Origin of the sequence: Methylobacterium sp. 77 (genome assembly GCF_000372825.1) — a bacterium.
Lineage (GTDB): Bacteria > Pseudomonadota > Alphaproteobacteria > Rhizobiales > Beijerinckiaceae > Methylobacterium.
This window is the reverse complement of sequence record NZ_KB910516.1, coordinates 1939855-1959717: the sequence shown is the minus strand read 5'-3', so window position 1 is coordinate 1959717 and position 19863 is coordinate 1939855. Positions and strand designations below refer to the sequence as shown.

Annotated in this window: 16 protein-coding genes; 11 read left to right on the top strand and 5 right to left on the bottom strand. The window is 66.4% G+C overall.

The genetic code is table 11. The features are described 5' to 3' along the window. The first annotated feature begins 5 nt into the window (after positions 1 to 5). The gene (locus tag A3OK_RS0109285; RefSeq protein ID WP_019904592.1) at positions 6 to 617 is read left to right on the top strand and encodes a glutathione S-transferase family protein; all 612 of its coding nucleotides are present in this window, start codon (positions 6 to 8) and stop codon (positions 615 to 617) included. Between the two features lie 66 nt (positions 618 to 683). Continuing rightward, positions 684 to 884: a hypothetical protein gene (locus A3OK_RS0109280; RefSeq protein ID WP_019904591.1), complete on the top strand. Its 201-nt coding sequence runs from the start codon at positions 684 to 686 to the stop codon at positions 882 to 884. 61 nt (positions 885 to 945) lie between these two features. Here the strand turns inward: A3OK_RS0109280 and A3OK_RS0109275 are convergent, their stop codons facing one another. Continuing rightward, entirely contained in the window at positions 946 to 1758 is an 813-nt protein-coding gene (locus A3OK_RS0109275; RefSeq protein ID WP_036302726.1) for a MipA/OmpV family protein, read from the bottom strand. Between the two features lie 319 nt (positions 1759 to 2077). Beyond that, positions 2078 to 3259: an amidinotransferase gene (locus A3OK_RS0109270; protein WP_019904589.1), complete on the bottom strand. Its 1182-nt coding sequence runs from the start codon at positions 3257 to 3259 to the stop codon at positions 2078 to 2080. A gap of 209 nt (positions 3260 to 3468) precedes the next feature. Between A3OK_RS0109270 and A3OK_RS0109265 the strand changes: the two genes are divergently transcribed. The 5 genes from A3OK_RS0109265 (at position 3469) to hpnK (ending at position 9119) form a co-directional block, all read left to right on the top strand. Continuing rightward, positions 3469 to 4632 carry a flippase-like domain-containing protein gene (locus A3OK_RS0109265; protein ID WP_019904588.1) on the top strand — a complete coding sequence of 388 codons (1164 nt, stop codon included), beginning with the start codon at positions 3469 to 3471 and terminating at the stop codon, positions 4630 to 4632. Next, positions 4623 to 5261 (top strand): ABC transporter substrate-binding protein, encoded by a 639-nt coding sequence (locus A3OK_RS0109260; protein ID WP_019904587.1) that lies wholly within the window; start codon positions 4623 to 4625, stop codon positions 5259 to 5261. The genes A3OK_RS0109265 and A3OK_RS0109260 overlap by 10 nt, the downstream gene beginning before the upstream one ends. Before the next feature lie 106 nt (positions 5262 to 5367). Beyond that, positions 5368 to 6597: a bacteriohopanetetrol glucosamine biosynthesis glycosyltransferase HpnI gene (hpnI, locus tag A3OK_RS0109255; protein WP_019904586.1), complete on the top strand. Its 1230-nt coding sequence runs from the start codon at positions 5368 to 5370 to the stop codon at positions 6595 to 6597. A gap of 59 nt (positions 6598 to 6656) precedes the next feature. Then, a complete protein-coding gene (gene hpnJ, locus A3OK_RS0109250) occupies positions 6657 to 8090 on the top strand; it encodes a hopanoid biosynthesis associated radical SAM protein HpnJ (RefSeq protein ID WP_019904585.1) in 1434 nt (477 codons plus the stop codon). Positions 8091 to 8279: 189 nt separating this feature from the next. Beyond that, a complete protein-coding gene (hpnK, locus tag A3OK_RS0109245; RefSeq protein ID WP_019904584.1) occupies positions 8280 to 9119 on the top strand; it encodes a hopanoid biosynthesis-associated protein HpnK in 840 nt (279 codons plus the stop codon). An 84-nt stretch (positions 9120 to 9203) separates the two neighbouring features. Here the strand turns inward: hpnK and A3OK_RS0109240 are convergent, their stop codons facing one another. After that, the gene (locus A3OK_RS0109240; protein WP_019904583.1) at positions 9204 to 11876 is read right to left on the bottom strand and encodes an MMPL family transporter; all 2673 of its coding nucleotides are present in this window, start codon (positions 11874 to 11876) and stop codon (positions 9204 to 9206) included. 689 nt (positions 11877 to 12565) lie between these two features. Between A3OK_RS0109240 and hpnH the strand changes: the two genes are divergently transcribed. Beyond that, positions 12566 to 13729 (top strand): adenosyl-hopene transferase HpnH, encoded by a 1164-nt coding sequence (gene hpnH / locus A3OK_RS0109235; protein ID WP_018044393.1) that lies wholly within the window; start codon positions 12566 to 12568, stop codon positions 13727 to 13729. A 103-nt stretch (positions 13730 to 13832) separates the two neighbouring features. Here hpnH and A3OK_RS0109230 read toward each other — a convergent pair whose 3' ends face one another. Beyond that, positions 13833 to 14528 (bottom strand): phosphorylase, encoded by a 696-nt coding sequence (locus A3OK_RS0109230; protein WP_026597075.1) that lies wholly within the window; start codon positions 14526 to 14528, stop codon positions 13833 to 13835. Between the two features lie 265 nt (positions 14529 to 14793). Between A3OK_RS0109230 and A3OK_RS0109225 the strand changes: the two genes are divergently transcribed. From A3OK_RS0109225 to A3OK_RS22610, 3 genes are all read left to right on the top strand, one after another. After that, positions 14794 to 16818 (top strand): hypothetical protein, encoded by a 2025-nt coding sequence (locus A3OK_RS0109225; protein ID WP_019904581.1) that lies wholly within the window; start codon positions 14794 to 14796, stop codon positions 16816 to 16818. Beyond that, positions 16815 to 17345, top strand: a complete 531-nt coding sequence (locus A3OK_RS23295) for a TadE/TadG family type IV pilus assembly protein (RefSeq protein ID WP_019904580.1) — start codon at positions 16815 to 16817, stop codon at positions 17343 to 17345. The genes A3OK_RS0109225 and A3OK_RS23295 overlap by 4 nt, the downstream gene beginning before the upstream one ends. 65 nt (positions 17346 to 17410) lie before the next feature. After that, on the top strand, positions 17411 to 17821 hold the full coding sequence (locus A3OK_RS22610; protein WP_019904579.1) for a TadE family protein: 411 nt from the start codon (positions 17411 to 17413) through the stop codon (positions 17819 to 17821). 22 nt (positions 17822 to 17843) lie between these two features. On the opposite strand, the gene shc is transcribed toward A3OK_RS22610, so the two are convergent. Next, the gene (shc, locus tag A3OK_RS0109210; protein WP_026597074.1) at positions 17844 to 19841 is read right to left on the bottom strand and encodes a squalene--hopene cyclase; all 1998 of its coding nucleotides are present in this window, start codon (positions 19839 to 19841) and stop codon (positions 17844 to 17846) included. Between the last annotated feature and the right edge of the window lie 22 nt (positions 19842 to 19863).

Genomic DNA, 19863 nt, shown 5'->3' with positions numbered 1-19863 from the left:
TCCCGATGAAGCTGTTCCATTCGCACTTCTCGCCCTTCGCGCGGAAGGTCATGGTCTGCGCCCACGTGCTGGGTCTCACCGACCGCCTCGAATTGCTGGCGAGTGCGGCACATCCGGTGAAGCGCGACGGCACCATCCTCGCCCATCACCCGCTGGCACAGGTGCCGACCCTCCTCGACGAGGAAGGTCATGCCATCGCCGATAGCCGGGTGATCTGCGAATACCTCGATGCGCGCGCCGGCGGTCACCTGTTCCCACCGGCCGGTCCCGCCCGCTGGGCGGCGCTCAACGCGCAATCCATCGCCGACGGCATCCTCGATGCGGCCCTGCTGATCCGTTACGAACTCACGGCCCGCGACGCGTCCGAACGCTCCGTCGCCTGGATGGACGGGCAGGAGGCCAAGATCGTCAGCGCACTCGCGCATCTGAACGCGGAGGCGGACGGCTTCGGGGAGAGGATCGATATCGGGACGATCAGCATCGCCTGCGCGCTGGGCTATCTCGACCTTCGCTTCGCGGAGCTCGGCTGGAAGCGGGAAAACCCGGATCTGGCAGCGTGGTTCACACGCTTTGCCGCGCATCCGGCCATGATGGCGACGATCCCGCCCACGGCCTGATCACCTGAGAGAGGCGGCTGGCGCGCCGCTTGCTACGCCGAGATCCGGTTCTCCGGATGTCGCGCCATGCCCGATTTCGTTGCCGCCCTCATCACTGCCGCAGCGTTCTGCGCGGCCGTCATCGTGACGAACGCCCTCACGCGCTGGGCGCTCCAGATGCATCTCGCCCCGGCGGACCTCGCCGAGAACGGCTTTCTGCAATACGGCGTGTCTCTCGCCTTCGCAGCCTCTGCGTGGCGGCGGGTGCTGGCCCGGCGACCGATCTGAAGCCCACGGAATCCGCACCGACCCGGTGCGTATTCCGTAGGCTCTTCAGAACCGGGGCCTGTCAGAACCAGGGCTTGGTGACGAAGCTGTAATTCACCTTCATGCCGAACGTGTACTGGTTCGGTGAGCCGAAGCGACCGCGCACCAGCGGGCTGTCGGCCGAGGAGCCGACGATCCGGTTGTAGCCGACATACCCCGTCACGGCCCATTTTTCGTCGAACGTATAGGTGAGGGCCCCGAGGGCGCCCACTGTGAGGTAATTGTCGGGCTTGAACGGCGTCAGCCCGCCGTTGAGGGCGGCTTCGAACGGCTGCACGCCGAAATAGCGCTTGGCGAAGGATTCGTCGCCGAAATTGAAGCGCGGGCCGAGCGAGACCTGCCAGCGGTCGAAGGGCTGGATCACATCGGCGCCGAGCGATCCGACGAAGCCGTGATGGCCGAAGATGCCATGGCGGATCTCGGCGCGGGTGCGCAGCCATTCCACGGGATAATATTCGACGAAGAGGCCGGGCTCGATGGCGAATTGCGCATCGCGCAGGCCGAAGAGGTTGCGGCGGTCGTCACCGTAATAGCGGCCGGGGACGTAGCGCGCGGTGACGCCCGCGGTGAAGCGGGCCGAATCGTAGAGCGAGAAGCTGATGCCGTCATCCGGCGACGAGAACCGGCGCGGCGCCCCGACCTTGCTGATGCTGATCGAGGGATAGCCGATCGGGGTGTAATCTTGCGAACCCGGATATCGCGGCGTCACCTGGACGTTCGCGGTCACCGTCACCAGCCAGAGGTTCTGGTCGATGGCGGCGAATGTCGGGGGCCGCTGCACCTCCATGAGGTCGGCGGCGTGGGCGCCGGTCCCGGATGCGAGACAGGCCGACAACGCGAGCGCCGCGCCGGCGGAAGCCGTGCGGTTGCGTTGACCAAGATGCGATCGGGGTGTCGGAGGCATTGTGTCCATGACGTCGGTTGTGGACACAATTCCCTAATTCATCCCACTGAAATCCGCGCGCCAGGGATGTTTCCCAGCCGGTGTGTCCGAGGAAACACGGAGGAACACCGGGTCGCCACGACCGTGTCCGACGCGACGAAGCCTCGCGTCTCCGCGATCCTCGTCCGGACAGCGCCTCCGGGACGCGGGTCCAGCCACCTCCCGGACAGCAGCTATTCCGAGAGGTGGCGTCTCCGTACCGGAGCGGGGCCTAGAAATAGGATTTCAGGACACCCCGGCGGCGCACGTCGAGGGTGGCGCAATGGAAGGAGCCGCCGAACGGCCCGTAGGACAGGAACGGGGCCGGGATCGGATCGAAGCCCCAATCCTTCAGGGCCTTGATCAGGGTCGGCTGGCTCGCGTCGACGACGATCTTCTTCTCGTCGATGGCGAGTACGTTGATCGAGGTCCAGGGCGAGCACATCGAGATCTTGCTCATGAAGCCGTCCACCGGGTCGGGGCGGGGCGCGATCAGCACGTCCCAGGTCTTCAGCACGGCGGGGAGCTTCTCGACGTCGATGTAATCCGGGTTGACCAGGACCTTGCCCGGCGCCAGCGGCATGAAGGACGAGTCGATGTGCATCGGCTGCGGGCAGCGGCTCTCGATCTCGTGGATGCGGAAGCCCGGACCGAGATGGCGGCGCAGCCACTCGATGCCCATGAGGTTCGTCACGTTGGAGCGGGTGACGAAGAGGTCGCGGCCGCACCGGACGAAGTCGGCGGCATCGAAGACCGGCTCGAACTCGTTGACGGTGAACTGCATTGGCTCACCGGCCTTCAGGTTCGGCACTCGGTAATCGTAATTATAGAGCTCGTCGGTAAGCTGGGGCCGCGGCGCCGAGGTCCAGCGCGCGCCGTTGCGGAAATATTCCTTGAACAGCGAGCGGTAGGCGTCGCCCTCGAAATAGCGCGAGCGCCAGCACATCGGGCTCTCGATGATCTCGTCGCCGATGACGAGATACGGGTCGCGCGGGCAGGCGACGCAGAACCCGCGCGACGACCAGCGCGGGGCCTTGTACTTGCGCGAGAAATCGATCGTGTCCGGCCGGCGGATCTTCACGCCCTCGCCGGCGAGGATCGTGATAAAGTTGTCGAGCTCCTTCTGCGCGAGCTTCTTCATGAACGCCGGATAGCGGAAGCCCGCGGCAAGCCGGTAGAACGGCTGCGCGGCGCGCGGCAGATTGAAGATCACGGTGAGGTGGTGGGACGGGATGGTCGCGCCGTCGAGGCTGCCGACGATCACCTCTTCGAGCGGGTCCCACTCGTTCCAGGCCATGACCGGCGATTGCGGGGCGGGGGGGGCGCGATAGCTGGCCGAGCCGGTGTCGTAGGTGTCGATCTGCGCGTCAGCGAACACGGCGTCCTGCGCCGTGGTGAAAACTTCGCGGTCCATCACTCGTCCCTTGTGAGCCTTTAATACGGCTGTTTCTTCGGGGCTTGGCCCCTGCGCCGCTTTGGACCGCACTGTGTCTATCGGGTGATAGACAACGAAATCCAAAGCTGCAACTTCCGATGATGCCAACGTTTTCCGGATGGTTTTTCGTCCGGGCGGCGGTGAATTTCTCTAAAAAAATCGTCCGCGCCGACGGTCGAAGGGGGATCATGAAGCGTCTGACGACATTGGCCCTCATCGTCGGCCTCTGCACGGTTGCAGGCTTGTTCTTGTCATCGGGATTGGATGACGTGGCGGCCGCGGTCGTGAGCGCCGGCTGGGGCGCCGCCCTCGTCGTGGTGGCGCGCGCCGCCGCCGTGGGCTGGGCCGGCCTTGGCTGGTTCGCGGTGTTCCCCCGGTCCGAACGGCCGAGCCTGTGGGATTGCGTCTCCCTGCGCTTCGTGCGCGAGGGCATCAACACGCTCCTTCCCGTGGCGACCGTCGGCGGAGACTTCGTCGGCGCCCGGCTGTTGGCGCAGCGCGGCCTGTCCGGCGGCCTCGCCGGGGCCAGCATGTTCGTCGACCTGATGACCCAGGCCGTCACCCAGTTCCTCTTCACGGTCGGCGGCGTCGCCCTTCTCGCCTGGCTGCACGGCGACGGCCCGGTCGTGCGCACCGTCGCCGGCGGCCTCGCCATCGCCGCCCCGGCGCTCGGCGCCTTCTTCCTGATCCAGCGCCGCAGCGGCCACCGGATCATCCAGGCCCTGCTGAACCGCTTCGCCGCCGCGCGCGAATGGCGGGCGCTCGGCGCCGTGGACGTGCTCTACGACAATCTCCGCCGACTTTATTCCTCGCCCAAGCGGGTCGTCGGCGCCATGGGCGTGCACATGATCGGCTGGATCATCGGCGCGGCCGAGGTCTACGTGGCACTTCACTTCATGGGCTATCCGGTCAGCGTCGCCGAGGCGATCGTGATCGAGAGCTTGGCCCAGGCCGTGCGCGGCGCGGCCTTCGCGGTCCCCGGTGCCCTCGGTGCCCAGGAAGGCGGACTCATCGCCCTCTGCGCCGTCTTCGACATTCCCGCCGAGGCCGCCCTGGCGCTCTCCCTGGTGAAGCGGCTGGCCGATCTCATGGTCGGCGTTCCGGGCCTGGTGGCCTGGCACTTCATGGAAGGCAAGACGAAGGGCAAGTCGAGCGCGCCCGACACCGACGCGCTCGATGCCTCCGACACGACCTCCGGGGACGCGGGCACCACGAAGACCGGCGGCGAGACTGCCCGGTCGGGAAGCGTGGACGCCATGTCGGTCGCCCGCCTGCCCGCCAACCTTGCCGGAAGCCATACCGTCCTGCGGTCGATGGAGAGCGAGATGGGGACTCTGCGGAAATGCGCGTGAGCGGCTTCGCCTCGGGGCTCGTCGCCTCGACCCTTCTTGCCTTCGCCGTACTGCCGGGGCTTCTCCTCTCGGGAAGCCCCGCGCGCGCCGCGGAGGATGCGGCCGTGCAGACCGTGCGCGGGCTCTATGCCAGCTTCGAGGGTGCGCTCAAGGCGCCCGAAGCCGGCGTGAAGGGGAGGGCTCTCGTCATCGGCCCGGCCCTCGACCAGAGCATGGATTTCCCGGCCATGGCGCGGGTCGCCGTCGGGGCGAAATGGAAGGGCTTCACGCCCGAGCAGCAGGGTGCGCTGACCGAAGCCTTCAAGCAGTATTTCACCGCGACCTATGCCACCCGCCTGTCCCAGGCGGCCGGCGGCAAGTTCGACGTCAAGCCCGACAGCGACGCGCGCGGGCAGAACCGCGTGGTCCAGACCGAGGTCGCCAACGCCGAGGGCGATGCCTCGCAGATCGATTTCCTCGTCGGCTCCGGCAACCGGATCCAGGACGTCTACCTCAACGGCAATGTCAGCGAAGTCGCCGCCATGCGGGGCAGCTTCGCCGACCCGCTGAAGGCCGGCGGCGCGGACGGCCTGCTGAAATTCCTCCGCGATCGAACGGCGACGATGCTCGCCGCCAAACCAAAGCCTTAGACGCAGGCCAGACGCCCTTCGCCGGCTCTGGCCGGACCATCCCATCCGTGCCGCCTTCCCGACCCTGCGGCACCCTCATGCAAACCGTGACCGAGCTTCGCCCATCATGGACCTCACCTTGACGGACCTGCCCCTGACGGATCTGCCTTTGGCGAACCTGACCTGGCTGTCGCTCCTGTTCCAGCTCATGGCGCTGGTCGGATGCGTCTACGGGTTGACGGCCGCCTTCCTGGCAAGCCGCTACGCCCGCCGCGCCGTTCCGGTGCTAGCAGCGAATGCCGCGCGTCCGTCGGTCACCATCCTGAAGCCGCTCTGCGGGATGGAACCCCATCTCTACGAGAACCTCGAGACCTTCTGCCGCCAGGATTACGCCGGCCCGATGCAGGTCGTGTTCGGCGTCCAGAACGCCACCGATCCGGCCATCGCCGTGGTGCGCCGCCTCGCCGAGGCCTATCCGGCCCTCCGGCTCGATCTCGTCATCGATGCGCGCCAGCACGGCTCGAACCGCAAGGTCTCCAACCTGATCAATATGTCGGCCGAGATCGCCCATGACGTGATCATCCTCGCCGACAGCGACATGGTGGCCAAGCCCGACTACCTCGAACGCATCGTCGCCGAGCTGGCGCAGCCGGGCATCAACGGCGTCACCTGCCTCTATCACGGCGTGCCGGCGCATCGCGGCATCTGGGCCCATCTCTCGGCCCTGGCCATCGACGTGCAGTTCCTGCCCAACGTCGTGATGGGAACTTCGCTCGGCCTCGCCAAGCCCTGCTTCGGCTCCACCATCGCCTTCACCACCGCGGCGCTCGCCGAGATGGGCGGGTTCGAGGCCTTCCGCGACGACCTCGCGGACGATTACGCAGTCGGCGAGGCTCTGCGCGCCAAGGGCGGCCTCGTTGCGATCCCGACCTTCACGATCGGGCATACCTGCGTCGACACCGACTTCGCCGGCCTGTGGAAGCACGAGCTGCGCTGGAACCGCACCATCCGCAACGTCGATCCGGCCGGTTATGCCGGCTCGATCGTCACCCATGCCTTCCCGCTGGCCCTCATCGGCGCGCTGATTCCCGGCGCCGGCACCAGCGGCCTCGCGGTCGCCGCCCTGGCGCTCGCCTGCCGGATCATCCTCTGCGTCCGCCTCGAGCGCGCCTTCGACCTCGCTCCGCACCCCTACTGGCTGTTGCCGATACGTGACATCCTCTCCTTCATGAACTTCTCATGGAGCTTCGTGTCGGGGGCGGTGACATGGAAAGGTCATGATTATCGGGTGGTTGCGGACGGTACGCTGATCCCGGAGCGAAGCCTCGGCCACGATGCCGGCGCGTCCCCGCTCTGAACCTCGCTTCGCTCTGAATCCGCCCCCATTCCCGCCCTCCCGCTGAGGCCTTGAACCCCATGCGCACGCTCTTCCTCCAGGCTCCCACGTTCGATGGTTTCGATGGCGGAGCGGGCTCCCGCTACCAGGCCAAGCGTGAGATCAAGTCGTTCTGGTACCCGACTTGGCTGGCCCAGCCGGCCGCCCTGGTGCCGAACTCGAAGCTGATCGACGCTCCCCCGCACAACATCAAGCTTCCCGAGATCGTGGCCCAGGCCCATGACTTCGACCTCGTCGTGCTCCACACCTCGGTGCCGTCGTTCAAGTCCGACGTTAAGACCGTCGAGGCGCTGAAGGCCGCCAACCCGAAGCTCATCGCCGGCCTCATCGGCGCCAAGGTCGCGGTCGACGCCGCCGGCGCCATGGCCCAGGCCCCGTGCATCGATTTCTGCGCCCGCAACGAGTTCGACTTCACCGTCAAGGAAGTCGCCGACGGCACGCCGATGTCGGAGATCAAGGGTCTGTCCTACCGGGACGCCAATGGTGTCGTGATCCACAACGTGGACCGCGAGATCATGACCGACATGGATCAGCTTCCCTTCGTCACGAGCGTGTACAAGCGCGATCTCGAGATGGAGAAGTACTTCATTGGGTACCTCAAGCACCCCTACATCTCGTTCTACTCGGGCCGGGGCTGCAAGAGCCGCTGCACCTTCTGCCTCTGGCCGCAGACCGTCGGTGGCCACACCTACCGCACCCGCTCGGTCGCGCACGTGATCGAGGAGATCAAGTACTGCCTGAAGGAGTTCCCGCAGACGAAGGAGTTCTTCTTCGACGACGACACCTTCACCGACAACCTGCCGCGCGCGGAAGAGATCGCCCGCGAACTCGGCAAGCTCGGCGTGACCTGGTCGTGCAACGCCAAGGCGAACGTGCCCCGCGAGACCCTGAAGGTCCTCAAGGAGAACGGCCTGCGCCTGCTCCTCGTCGGCTACGAATCCGGCAACCAGCAGATCCTGAACAACATCAAGAAGGGCATGCGCGTCGAGGTGGCCGAGCGGTTCACCAAGGATTGCCACGACCTCGGCATCGCCATCCACGGCACCTTCATCGTCGGCCTGCCGGGCGAGACCCGCGAGACGATCCAGGAGACCATCGCCTTCGCCAAGCGCATCAACCCGCACACGATCCAGGCCTCGCTGGCGGCACCCTACCCGGGCACTTTCCTCTACAAGCAGGCAGTGGAGAACGGCTGGCTCGACATCGCCAATGCCGAGCTCGTCGACGAGAACGGCGTGCAGATCGCTCCTCTGCACTACCCGCACCTCTCGCATTCCGAGATCTTCGCGGCGGTGGAGGAGTTCTATCGGAAGTTCTACTTCCGCGCTCCGAAGATCGCTTCCATCGTCTCCGAGATGGTCCGCTCGCCCGACATGATGAAGCGCCGCCTGCGCGAGGGCGTCGAGTTCTATCGCTTCCTCAAGGAGCGCCAGGGCACCGCTAAAGCTGCCTGAACTCGATGGCTGCCTGAACACTCAAGGCTGCCTGAACTTATCGGCTTCTGTGGTCACGGCCGGGCTCTCGAGCCCGGCCGTTCCCGTTTCGGCGGGGTCGGAGCGGGACGGTCCGGGCTCGCGACGGAGGCCTCCAGGGAGCGCCGGCCATGCTCGCTGCCCCGCGCCCGAGCCTTGAAAGGAAGACGCATGAAGCGCCTCGTCGTCACCGCCGACGATTTCGGCCTGAGCCTGGAAGTCAACGAGGCCGTCGAACAGGCCCATCGCGACGGGATCCTGACGGCGGCGAGCCTGATGGTCTCCGCCCCGGCGGCCGCCGATGCCGTGGCGCGGGCCAGGCGCATGCCCTCCCTGCGCGTCGGACTCCACCTTGTCATGGTCGAGGCGTGGCCGACGCTGCCGCCCGCCGAACTGCCCGACCTCGTGGACGCGGATGGGCTGATCCGCCGCGACATGGGTCGCCTCGGGCTCGATCTGGCGGTGAAACCGTCGGCGCGCCGCCAGCTCTCGGCGGAGATCACGGCTCAGTTCGAGGCCTACAGGGCCACCGGCCTGCCCCTCGACCACGTCAACGCCCATAAGCATTTCCACGTGCATCCGCTCATCGCCGGGCGGGTTCTGGCGATCGGCCGCGGCTACGGCATGCGGGCGTTGCGGGTGCCGCGCGAGACCCGCGCCATCCTCCGTGCCGCCGAGCCGGGCGCGAACCCGAAGCCGGCCCTCGACATCGCACCCTGGGCCGGGCTGCTCGCCGTCCGTGCCCGTCAGGCGGGCCTGCTGATCCCGGATCGCACCCTCGGGCTCGCCTGGTCGGGCGCGATGACGCCCCGGCGGGTGGCAGGTCTGCTGGAGCATCTGCCGGACGGCCTGACCGAACTCTACACCCACCCGGCAACCAGCGGCGGCTTCCCCGGCGAAGCGCCGGGCTATGCCTACGCCGCCGAGCGCGACGCCCTGATCGCACCGGACGCGATCGCGGCCATCGGGAAAGTAGGCGCGGTGACGGGCGGGTTCTCGGACTTCCTGTAGAATTTCCGTCGCAGGACGGGTGACGAAAAAAGGCAGGCGCCGCGCGATGCGACGCCTGCCTTTTTCATGACCTCGATCCTGAGGCTATTTCACCGCCATCGGCTCGCGCTCGGCCTTCGCCAGCGTCACGCCGGCCATGGCCTCGTCGCCTTCGGGGCGCTTGCGGTCGGGCTGCTTCGGCGGAGGCCCGAGGAAGGCCGGGACCACGAAGAAGGCGGCGACGAGGGTGAAGAACAGCGACAGGGCGAGAAGCTTGCCCATGCTCGCCGTGCCGGGATGGCTCGACAGGACCAGCGAGCCGAAGGCCGTGCCCGTGGTCAGAGCCGAGAAGAAGATCGCCCGCGTCAGGCTCGACGCCAGCATGTCGGTGACGCCGGCCCGCCAGGCGATGACGTAGTAGATGTGGAAGGCCACGCCCACCGCGAGCATCAGCGGCAGGGCGATGATGTTGGCGAAGTTCAGCGGCATGCCGACCACGTGCAGCGCCATCAGCGTCCACAGCGTGGCCAGCACCAGCGGCCCCAGCGTCATCGCCACGTCCCAGGGTTTGCGAAGCGCCACCGACAGGATGATGAAGATCGCGACGAGGGCCGTCAGCGCCGCCTGCACGAAGGCGCCGAGGATGGTGTAGCTCGACGAGGTCGTGGCCACCGGCGCGCCGGTCGCGTGAGGGGCGACCGTCTGCACCTCCTTGGCGAAGCGGCGCAGGACGAGGTTGTCGTTGGCGTCCCCGCTCGGATGCACCTCGATCCGTGCCCGTCCGTCCGAGGCGATCCACTCGGCCTTCAGCGCCGGCGGGATGTTGGTGAGGGTGACCTTCTCCGGCGCGAGCAGGCCGCGGAGGCGGACGAGCAGGGACTTGAGGTCGGTCGTCACGGCGACGTTGGCGGCCTCGCGGATCTGCGGGGTCGCGACAGCGAGCGAATCGAGGGTGCCGGCAAGGGAGCCCGCGGCCTTCGCCCCGCCGGCATCGCCCGTGGCGATGCTCTTGAGCGCGGTGGCGGCTTCCTTCAGCGCCTTCACGGTATCGGCGTCGGTGGGCGGCGGCGGCTTGCGCACGGGGTTGAGGATCGGGCCGAGGAGTTCGGCCGTCTCCGCGATGGTCGCGAGCTTCTGGTCCTGATCCGGCGGCACGAAGGTGTCGATGTCGATGACCTTGGCGACCGAAGGCAGCGCCTTCAGCTTGGCGGCCAGTTCCGGAACGGCGGCCACGGAGGGGGCGATCACGTCGATCAGGTTCGGGCTGGTCTCCGGGTCCTTGATCAGGTCGAGATAGGTCGAGATCGACTCCACCTTGGTGCTGCGCAGGTGCATCGGGTTGGAATCGAACGGCAGCTTGAACAGGAGCGGGATGCCCGCCACCGTGATCACGCCGACGACGATGAGCACGAGCTTGCGGTTCCGGATGATCCAGGGATCGACGCCGGCAAGCCAGGTCGTCTCCACCGCCCGCGCCTCTCCCTTGGGCTTGAACACGGCGATGAGGGCCGGGAGCAGGGTCAGCGAGAACAGATACGCCACGATCATGCCGACGCCGGCGATGAGGCCGAGCTCGGACACGCCGCGGAAGGCGGTGGGCAGGAAGGCGAAGAAGCCCGCCAGAAGGGAGATGGCGGCCAGACTCAGGGACCAGCCGACACCGCGCGCGGCGGCGCGGATCGCGCTCGGCAGGTCGGGCTGCTCGAACCGGTCGGCCCGGTAGCGCACGGCGAACTGGATGCCGAAATCGATCCCGAGCCCCACGAACAGGGCGGTGAACGCCACCGAGATCGGGTTCAGCTCGCCGACCATGAGAAGGCCGAGGGCGGTGGTGACGATGAGGCCGGCGAAGGTGGTGATGATCACCGCCACGACGAGCGGGCCGGAGCGCAGGGCGAGCCACAGGAACAGCACGATGGCCGCCACGGTGACGCCGTTGTTGAGCAGCGCGTCGTCCGAGAGCGTGGCGAACTCGTCATCGGCGACGGCGACCGGGCCGGTGAGGCGCATGCGCGGGTTGTCGACGCCGTCGAGGCCACCGAGGGTGTTGATCTTCAGATCGGTGGCGATCCCCCGGATGAGCTTCGTCGCATCCGCGCCGGGCTGAAGCGCGGCATAATCCAGTTTCGGCTGGATCATGATGAACTTGCGCAGCTCCGTGCTCTGGGCCTTGCCGTTGGAGAGGAGCAGCTGCCACGACAGCCGGGCGGGTTCGCCGGCCAGCACCTTGCGCAGCACCTCGTCGATCCGCGTCATCGGGCCGTCGAGGTCTTCGAGTTTGGCGTCGCCGCTCTTGATGCCCTTGGCGCCGAGGCCGAGCACGCGCATGACGCCGCGCAGGGTCGGGTCGGCCGCGAGCGGGCCGAGCAGGCCCTGCTGCTGGACGAGCTGGTCCATTGTCTTGGTCAGTTCTTCCTGCGACATCAGCAGGAAGCCGTTCTTGTCGTAGAACGGGCCGCCATCCGGGCGGTAGACGGTCTCGATCTGGTCGGGATGGGCGAGGATCGCCTTGGCGAGGGAGGCGGCGGCCTCCTCGGCGAGTTCGGGCGTCTTGCCGTCGATCACGGCCACGAGAGTGCCGGTCCGCTGCGGAAACGCCTTCTCGTAGTTGATCTCGTCCTGGCGCCAGGGCACATCCTTGTCGATGAGCCGCTCAACATCGGTGTTGATGCGAAACAGGTGCGCGCCAAGCGCCGCGCTTGCCACGGTGAGAATCGCCACCAGGGTGATGACGAGCCAACGCCGATGGACGGAAAACGCGACGAGACGTTCGATCACAAGTATCCTGCCTGACTAGCGACGCGGCCGCCCGAACGTGACCGGCCGGCCTCGCGGATGCGACGGACGGGCGATCCTCTCGGCACGGGACCGGTCTCGGTCCAAAGGTCGGTTACCATCTGGCGGCGCAATCCACGAGTCCCTGCGGCGCAGCGTGCCGCCCTGACCCGAAGAATCGGTGCCGGTGTGGTCTCCGGTTCCGTCCGCGCTCCTGCAAGCGGCGGTCCGTCTCGATGGACCGTTTCCGTAATGATCCGCAGGTAAAAATGCAACGCGCGGGCGTTTTAGGGGGTCGTCCCGCCGCCCGCGTGCCGGCTCAGGTGCGCTGGCGCACCGCGGCATGGCCCGGACGGGTCGAGAGACCGTGGTCCCGGCGTGACTGAGCGCGGGAAAGATGGCGGTACGAAGGATTCTGCCGGACTCGCCCCGATTGGCGCAGTTCTGGCATTCCCTGACCGAATAGGGAAAAGCTCCGGGCTTTGAGATAAGAACCCGAACTTTGCACGACGTCTGTGCTGTCGCCACGGATCAACCTGTGGCTGGATTGTCCCAGGATCGCGCAAACACGTGGCTCCCGCCGGCTAAGGCGTGTCCATCGACGGCGGTTCTTACCTAGTTCGCTGGAATTCCGCCGCTTTTCACGGTAATGCACCCGATCATATCGGGGCCAAAAACTAAGGAGCCGCGTCTTGGGTATTCCCCTCCGTTACGTCGCGAAGATTGGCGGCTACATCCTCAAGCAGCACCTCACCGGTCGCAAGCGCTATCCGCTCGTGATGATGATGGAGCCGCTGTTCCGCTGCAATCTCGCCTGCGCCGGCTGCGGGAAGATCGATTATCCGGACGAGATCCTGAACAAGCGCCTGCCCGTGGCGGACGCCCTGGAATCCGTGCGCGAGTGCGGCGCACCCATGGTCGTGATCGCCGGCGGCGAGCCGCTGCTTCACAAGGATCTGCCGCAGATCGTCGAGGGCATCATCGCGCAGAAGAAGTTCGCGATCGTGTGCACGAACGCGCTCCTGCTCGAGAAGAAGATCAAGGACTACAAGCCCAGCCCGTACTTCACCTGGTCGATCCATCTCGATGGCGACAAGGAGATGCACGATCAGTCGGTGTGCCAGCGCGGCGTCTACGACAAGGCCGTCTCGGCCATCGCCAAGGCGAAGGAGATGGGCTTCCGGGTCACCATCAACTGCACCTTCTTCAACAATTCCTCGGCCGACAAGATCGCCGACTTCTTCGACACCGTGACGAAGCTCGGCATCGACGGCATTACCGTCTCCCCCGGCTACGCCTACGAGCGCGCCCCCGACCAGCAGCACTTCCTCAACCGTAAGGCGACGAAGGACCTGTTCCGCGGCGTGTTCCGCCACGGCAAGGAGAAGGGCCGCCAGAACTGGACCTTCCAGCAGTCGGGCCTGTTCCTCGACTTCCTGGCCGGCAACCAGACCTACCATTGCACCCCGTGGGGCAACCCGACCCGCACCGTGTTCGGCTGGCAGAAACCCTGCTACCTGCTCGGCGAGGGCTACGCGGCCACCTTCAAGGAGTTGATGGAGGAGACCGACTGGGATTCCTACGGCACCGGCAACTACGAGAAGTGCGCCGACTGCATGGTCCATTCCGGCTACGAGGCCTCCTCGGTGGTCGATTCCGTGAAGAAGCCGTGGAAGCCGCTGATCCACGCCATTCGCGGCATCAAGACCGAGGGCGAGATGGCCCCCGAGGTCAGCCTGGAGAACCAGCGCCCGGCCGAGTTCGTGTTCTCGCGCAACGTCGCCCAGAAGCTGTCCGAGATCAAAGCCTCCGGCGTCGACACCAAGCGCGAAGCCCGGAACCGCACCGCGGCCTGAGGCGGATACGCGCCGGGTCGTCCGGCGTCGCAGAAGACAACAAAGAAGCCCGCGACACGCCGTGTCGCGGGCTTCTTCGTCGAGAGCCACCCGAACGGTCTTACTACGGGATGCCGAGGCCGGGACCGAGCAGGCCCCGACAGCGTTTCAACGCGGCGAAGGCCCGTCCGGAATCGCGCGCGAGGTGCACGAGCGGTCCGATCTGTGATGGGTCGCGCAGGACCGCCGACAGAACGGCGAGAATATCCGGCTCGCCATTCGGCTTGAGCGCCCGTGCGGCGAAAGCGGGGATCGCCCGGTCGGCGGGATCGCAGACCACCCGAATCGCGGCGAAGGGGAGGGACCAGCGCTCGGCGAAGGCGGCGGCGACGTGCGATTCCATGTCGACGGCCACTGTGCCGGTGCGGGCCCGGAGGGTGGCTTTGTCGGCGACGGTGAGGATGGCCGTCTCGACGCCGGCGACGGGCGACAGGCGCGCCCGGACCGCCCGGACCGCCGGGACGGTGAGCCGGGCGAGCAAGGCCTCGGCGATGATCGGATCCGCCGCATAGGTGCGGTCCTCCGCAAGAACGTGCGAGGCGATCACGACATCGCCCGGCACGAGATCCGGGTCGAGACCGCCGGCGATGCCGATGCTGATCACGGCGCGGTATCCGGTCGCCAGATCGGCGGCAAGAAGACGCCGCAGGCGACCAGGGTTTCCGCCGGCGCCCAAGGCCTTCACGCCGGGCCCGGAAGCGATGCGCGCCTCCTTCGCCAGTCCGGTCACAGCAAGCACATATCCATCTCCGCCGCGCATACTTTCGCCCATCCCGGTCCTGCCCATGAAAAACTATCGACCCTCGTTTTTTACAAACAATGCCATTTCAAAATAGCCAATATCTACCTAGATATACTATAGTAAAATGAATAAAATAAAATCTATATTTGATTTAATTTCTTATCATACAGATAGAATGCACTGTAATTCAGTTTAGAATTTATTTTGATTGATGGGATAGTTTACCACTGAGTGGCCGGCCGGAATCAGTCCGAACAGGCGACGGTGACAAGACGAAACCCGCATGCGTATCGTTTTCCAGTTCCGGCGATTTCGCGCTCATGACAAGGGTTCGATCGCCGTCCTGGCAGCCTTGATCTTCAGTGTCATCGCCCTTGCCATGGCCTTGTGCTTCGAAGCCGCCAATCTCTACGTGGCCAAGCTCGAGAATCAACGCGCGGCGGATCTCGCAAATCTGGCCGCAGCGGCGACACCGAACCCCATCGTCAACAACTTGCCCAGCGCCACGGCCATCGCCACCGCCGCGAACGTGGTGGCGATCAATGGATTGGCGGGCGCGACGGTGTCCACCACCAGCGGGACGTCTCCGGCAAACGCCGACAACCCGTCCCTGTCGACCAGCGTGACCCGCGACATTCCCGTCCTGCTGCCGAATCTCGGAGCGATCGGGACCTCGAACGGCGTCTTGGCCGCATCGACGGCCGAACTCACACCCTCCACCGCCAGCGGAGCCTGCCTCGCCTCCTTCCTAGGCCCGACCAACATCTACGGTTCGGCCTCGGTCAGCGGGAGCAGCTGCGCCGTCAGCGCGAACACCTATCTCTACGTCTGCGGCGGCGCTGCGGTCGCGGTCGGCAAGGCGACCGTCAAATACACGTCCGGCCAGGAAGCCCCGTACCTGTGCTCGACGGCGTCGATGTCTCCCCCGGCATCGGCCTTCACCTATGGCGCGACGATCACGGACACGATCGCGACCCACCCGGAGATAGTCGCCGTCAAGAACCATCTCACGGCGATGGGCAGTCCGGGCTGGCCCTATGGCTCTACCTCGCCCCGATCCACGCTCAATCCCGCCGTCTCGGCCGGCACCGATAAAACCTATGCGGCAGGCTCGGTTGAGACCCTGCCCCAGAACGTCCGTTACGGCACCCTGACGATCACCGATTCGGCCCTGACCTTCAGCGGAAGCGGGATGGCCGATCCGTCCTGCGCCTCTCCGACCACGCTCTCGGGCAACATGGTGCTGAACGGCGCGAACACCCTGACCTTCGCCAGCGGCTGCTACGTCATCTCCGGCTATGTCGTCGCGCAGGGGAGCGCGACCACGACCTTCGCCATCGCCCCGAACGCCGTCGTCACCTTCGTCTTCAAACAATACGTCACCAACGGCAGCGGCACGATGCGGCTCCCGGACGCCACCTATTCGTTCAACGGCAACGTCAACAACACGAATGCCGGAACCCTGAAGGTCGGGAACGGGACCAAGGTCTTCGGTGCGGGCATCGTCAACGGCACCGGATCGATGAGCTTCCTCGACGGCCAGCACTACGTCAATGGCGGTTCGATTTCGAATGGGACCGGCACGATGAGCTTTGGAAATGGCGCGTTCTATCTTTGGGGCGGCAGCATGTCCAACAGCAATACGGGGACGATGACCTATGGAAACGGGCCATTCTATTTCTACGGCGGGACGCTCTACAACGTGAAGGGAACCCTCGTTTTCGGCAATGGTCCGTTCTACTTCAAGGGCGGGTCGGTCGCGTTCAGCAATGGGTCCACGACGCGGTTCGGCGTCGGCGATGTCGACTTCTACGGCGGATCGATCTCGCTGGCCGGGACGAGCACCACCTTCGGCTATGGCGGCTCGGCCACGACCGGCTCCGCCACCGTCTCGCTCTATGGCGGTTCGTTCTCGCTGACGACGCAGAATCTCACGGCGGTCGGCGTCACCTTCGCGTTCTACGGCGGATCGATCAGCATGCTGGGCGTCGGCAACATCGTCGCCACCGCGCCCACCGGCATGAACCCGCTCTGGGGCCACAAGGACATTCTCATCGTCGTCCTGGGCGGCGCGCTGAGCCTCTACCAGTCGAACAATCCCTCCGACACCATGTCGGGGCTGATCTACGTTCCCACCAGCAATGCCTCGATCTACGGCAACCAGACCGTCAACTATCCCATCGGCGGCTGCTTCCAGATCGTCTCCGGCGTCCTCGACATCTACCAGAACGCCAAGATCAACGTCGCTCCCTGCGCCGGCCTGACGATCGGCGCGAGCGGCAGCCTCCGCCCGGTCCTGGTCCAGTGATCCGGCGATTCCGGGCCTCGTTCGCCCGTCTCTCGCGGGCCCGCGACGGGCTCGCGGCGGTGGAATTCGCGCTCATCATGCCCGTCTTCCTGCTGATCACCGTGGCGATCGTCGATATCGGCCACGCCTTCTACATGAAGCTTCGGATCGTCAACGCCACCACGGCCGCCGCTCTCTATGCCCAGATGAACGGCCAATCGCTGACTTCGAGCACCCTGGGGGCCTTCCTGAGCCGGGTCCAGGCGGTGGCGGTGGCCTCCGCCGACCTGCCCGAGCCTCCCGTCGTCACGGTGCTGTTCAACAACGCCTCGGACGCCGCCAACCTGAACGGCTTCTACTGTCTCTCGGGTTTCCCGGCCGTCTGGACCGGCACGGGAAGCGCCTCGGGCACCTGCGGCGGCAGCGTCTCGTCGGGCAAGTTCGTCACCATCACGATCAGCGCCAGCACGTCGACGCTGCTCGTGTCCGACACGATCCTGGGCCCGACCTTCGCGACCAGCGACCTCGCGATCGTGAGGGTGCAGTGAGGCGGGCGTCGATCGATCGGAGCGAAGCGGGGATCCACGGCGCGAGGAGAGCGAAGGGATGTCGCATGACGCGCCGCATCGGGGGCGACGAGAGCGGGACCTCGGCCATTGAATTCGCCCTGCTGGCTCCCGTCTTCCTGCTCCTGGCCTGGGGCGCCTTCGGGCTGGCCCTGGCGCTCTGGACCAAGAGCGCCCTGCAGGAAACCGCGGCCGAGACCGCGCGCTGCCTCGCCATCGGCGCATCCACCTGCGCAGCAGCGGACGCGACCTGCGCCGCGACGGCGGGCGAGTGCTTCTTCACCAGGCTCGCAGCCCGGCGCGGGATCGGGGACGTGCTGGCGGGTCAGATCACCGTCAACCGCACCGCGTTGGTGGGCGGCGTGAGCTTCACCACCGTGACCGTCACCTATCCCTATTCCGTCCTGGGCAACCCCATCCCGCTGACGCTGACCGGGCACTTTCCGAACCCGATCTGATCCGCCGCGCCCCTCGACGGGCCTACATCCCGTAGGCGACGGAGCGCGTGTTGCTGCGCTTGAGGTTGCGGTAGCGCGCCATGGCCCAGAGCGGGAAGAACTTCGGGTAGCCGTGGTAGCGCAGGTAGAACACCCGCGGGAATCCGGTCGCCGTGTAGCGCTCCTCCGACCAGAAGCCGTCCGCCCCTTGCGTCCGCGTCAGGTAGTTGATGCCCCGCGTCACAGCCGGATCGTCGGACTCGCCCGCCGCCATCAGGGCGAGGAGCGCCCAGGCTGTCTGCGAGGCGGTGGAATAGCCGGGCTCGAAGGCCGGATCGATCTTGTAGGACGAGGCGTCCTCGCCCCAGCCGCCATCCGGGTTCTGGATCCGGATCAGCCAGGACACCGACTTGCGGATCTCCGGCGAGGCCGGATCGACGCCGGCGGCGTTCAGCGCGCACAGGACCGACCAGGTTCCGTAGATGAAGTTCATGCCCCAACGGCCGTACCAGGAGCCGTCCTCCTCCTGATCGTCGAGGAGGTATTTCACGCCGCGATCGAGGGCCTTCGAGGATTCGCGGGTCTCGCCGAGCTGAGACAGCATCGAGACGACGCGGGCCGTGACGTCGGCGGTCGGCGGATCGAGCAGGGCGCCGTGATCCGAGAACGGGATGTTGTTGAGGTAATGGTGGTTGTTGTCGGCATCGAAGGCCGCCCAGCCGCCATCGCTCGATTGCAGACCCTCGACCCATTCACGGGCGCGGGCGATCGAGACGGCATAATCCGGCACGTCGGCGACGAGCCCGTGTTGGCGGGTCGCCCGGTCCATCGCCATGACCACCACGGCGGTGTCGTCGAGATCGGGGAAATGCGGGTTGGCGTATTGGAACGCCCAGCCGCCGGGGCGGACGTTGGGGCGGCCGGCCGCCCAATCGCCCTTGATGTCGAGCACCTGGAGCGGACGCAGCCAATCGAGGCCGCGCCGGGCCTGATGCTCGGCATCGGGTCCGCCGGCCTCGAGAAGGGCATGGCCGGCCAGGGCCGTGTCCCAGACCGGAGACAGGCAGGGCTGGACGTAGGCCTCGTGCTCCTTGACCACGACGAGCTTCTCGACCGCCTCGCAGGCGATCCGCACCTGCGGGTGATCGGCGGGATAGCCCAGCACTTCGTACATGAGCACGGTGTTGACCATGGCCGGGAAGATAGCGCCGAGGCCGTCCTCGCCGTTCAGGCGCTCGCTGGTCCAGGCCACCGCCTTGTCGATGCCGCGCTGGCGCCGCTTCTTCGGGAAATGGTCCTGCGTCGCCTGCAGCAGACGGTCGATGGCGCCGAAGATCGGCGTCCAGGGCCAGGTCGCGTGTGGGCTGCCGGGCCAGGACCGCACGTGGTCGGGCGGCGTCACGAACAGCTCCGGGATGCCCAGGCCGAGCGGATTCTTGGCGAGCGGCTTCTTGGCCTGCAGCACCAGCAGGGGCACGATCACGCAGCGCGCCCAGTAGGAGATCTTGTCGAGGTGGAAGGGAAACCACTTCGGCAGATGCATGATCTCGACGGGCATCACCGGCACGGCGCGCCAGGGCACCTCGCCGAACAGGGCCAGCAGGAAGCGGGTGAAGACGTTGGAATTGGCGGCGCCGCCGCGGGAGAGGATGGCCTCGCGGGCACGCCGCATATGCGGGGCCTCGATCGAATCGCCGACGAACTTCAGCGCGTAATAGGCCTTCACGCTGGCGCTCATGTCGAACGGGCCGTCATGAACCAGCGACCAGCCGCCGTGCTTGCCCTGCGTGCGCCGAAGGTAATTGCCGATCTTGGCCAGCAGGTCGGGCGCGATGGGTGTCGCCCGGAACTGGTGGAACATGATGTATTCGGACGGGATCGTCGCATCCGCCTCGAGCTCGAAGCAGAGATGCCCATCCGCATGGACGAGATTCGTCAGGGCCTGCGTCGCGCGCATGACTCCATGCTCGACGTCGTCCAGGGAGATTTCCTGGGTCTTGGGACGCTGGAGCGTCTCGACCTTCTTGAATGCCTCTCGCATCGTCCTCGCCTCGAGCGCCGCC

Bases quoted from the DNA above. Each gene is read 5' to 3' on its own strand.
- A3OK_RS0109285 (WP_019904592.1), top strand. From the start codon at position 6: ATGAAGCTGTTCCATTCGCACTTCTCGCCCTTCGCGCGGAAGGTCATG.
- A3OK_RS0109280 (WP_019904591.1), top strand. From the start codon at position 684: ATGCCCGATTTCGTTGCCGCCCTCATCACTGCCGCAGCGTTCTGCGCG.
- A3OK_RS0109270 (WP_019904589.1), bottom strand. From the start codon at position 3,259: ATGGACCGCGAAGTTTTCACCACGGCGCAGGACGCCGTGTTCGCTGAC.
- A3OK_RS0109265 (WP_019904588.1), top strand. From the start codon at position 3,469: ATGAAGCGTCTGACGACATTGGCCCTCATCGTCGGCCTCTGCACGGTT.
- A3OK_RS0109260 (WP_019904587.1), top strand. From the start codon at position 4,623: ATGCGCGTGAGCGGCTTCGCCTCGGGGCTCGTCGCCTCGACCCTTCTT.
- hpnI (WP_019904586.1), top strand. From the start codon at position 5,368: ATGGACCTCACCTTGACGGACCTGCCCCTGACGGATCTGCCTTTGGCG.
- hpnJ (WP_019904585.1), top strand. From the start codon at position 6,657: ATGCGCACGCTCTTCCTCCAGGCTCCCACGTTCGATGGTTTCGATGGC.
- hpnK (WP_019904584.1), top strand. From the start codon at position 8,280: ATGAAGCGCCTCGTCGTCACCGCCGACGATTTCGGCCTGAGCCTGGAA.
- A3OK_RS0109230 (WP_026597075.1), bottom strand. From the start codon at position 14,528: ATGCGCGGCGGAGATGGATATGTGCTTGCTGTGACCGGACTGGCGAAG.
- A3OK_RS0109225 (WP_019904581.1), top strand. From the start codon at position 14,794: ATGCGTATCGTTTTCCAGTTCCGGCGATTTCGCGCTCATGACAAGGGT.
- A3OK_RS22610 (WP_019904579.1), top strand. From the start codon at position 17,411: ATGACGCGCCGCATCGGGGGCGACGAGAGCGGGACCTCGGCCATTGAA.
- shc (WP_026597074.1), bottom strand. From the start codon at position 19,841: ATGCGAGAGGCATTCAAGAAGGTCGAGACGCTCCAGCGTCCCAAGACC.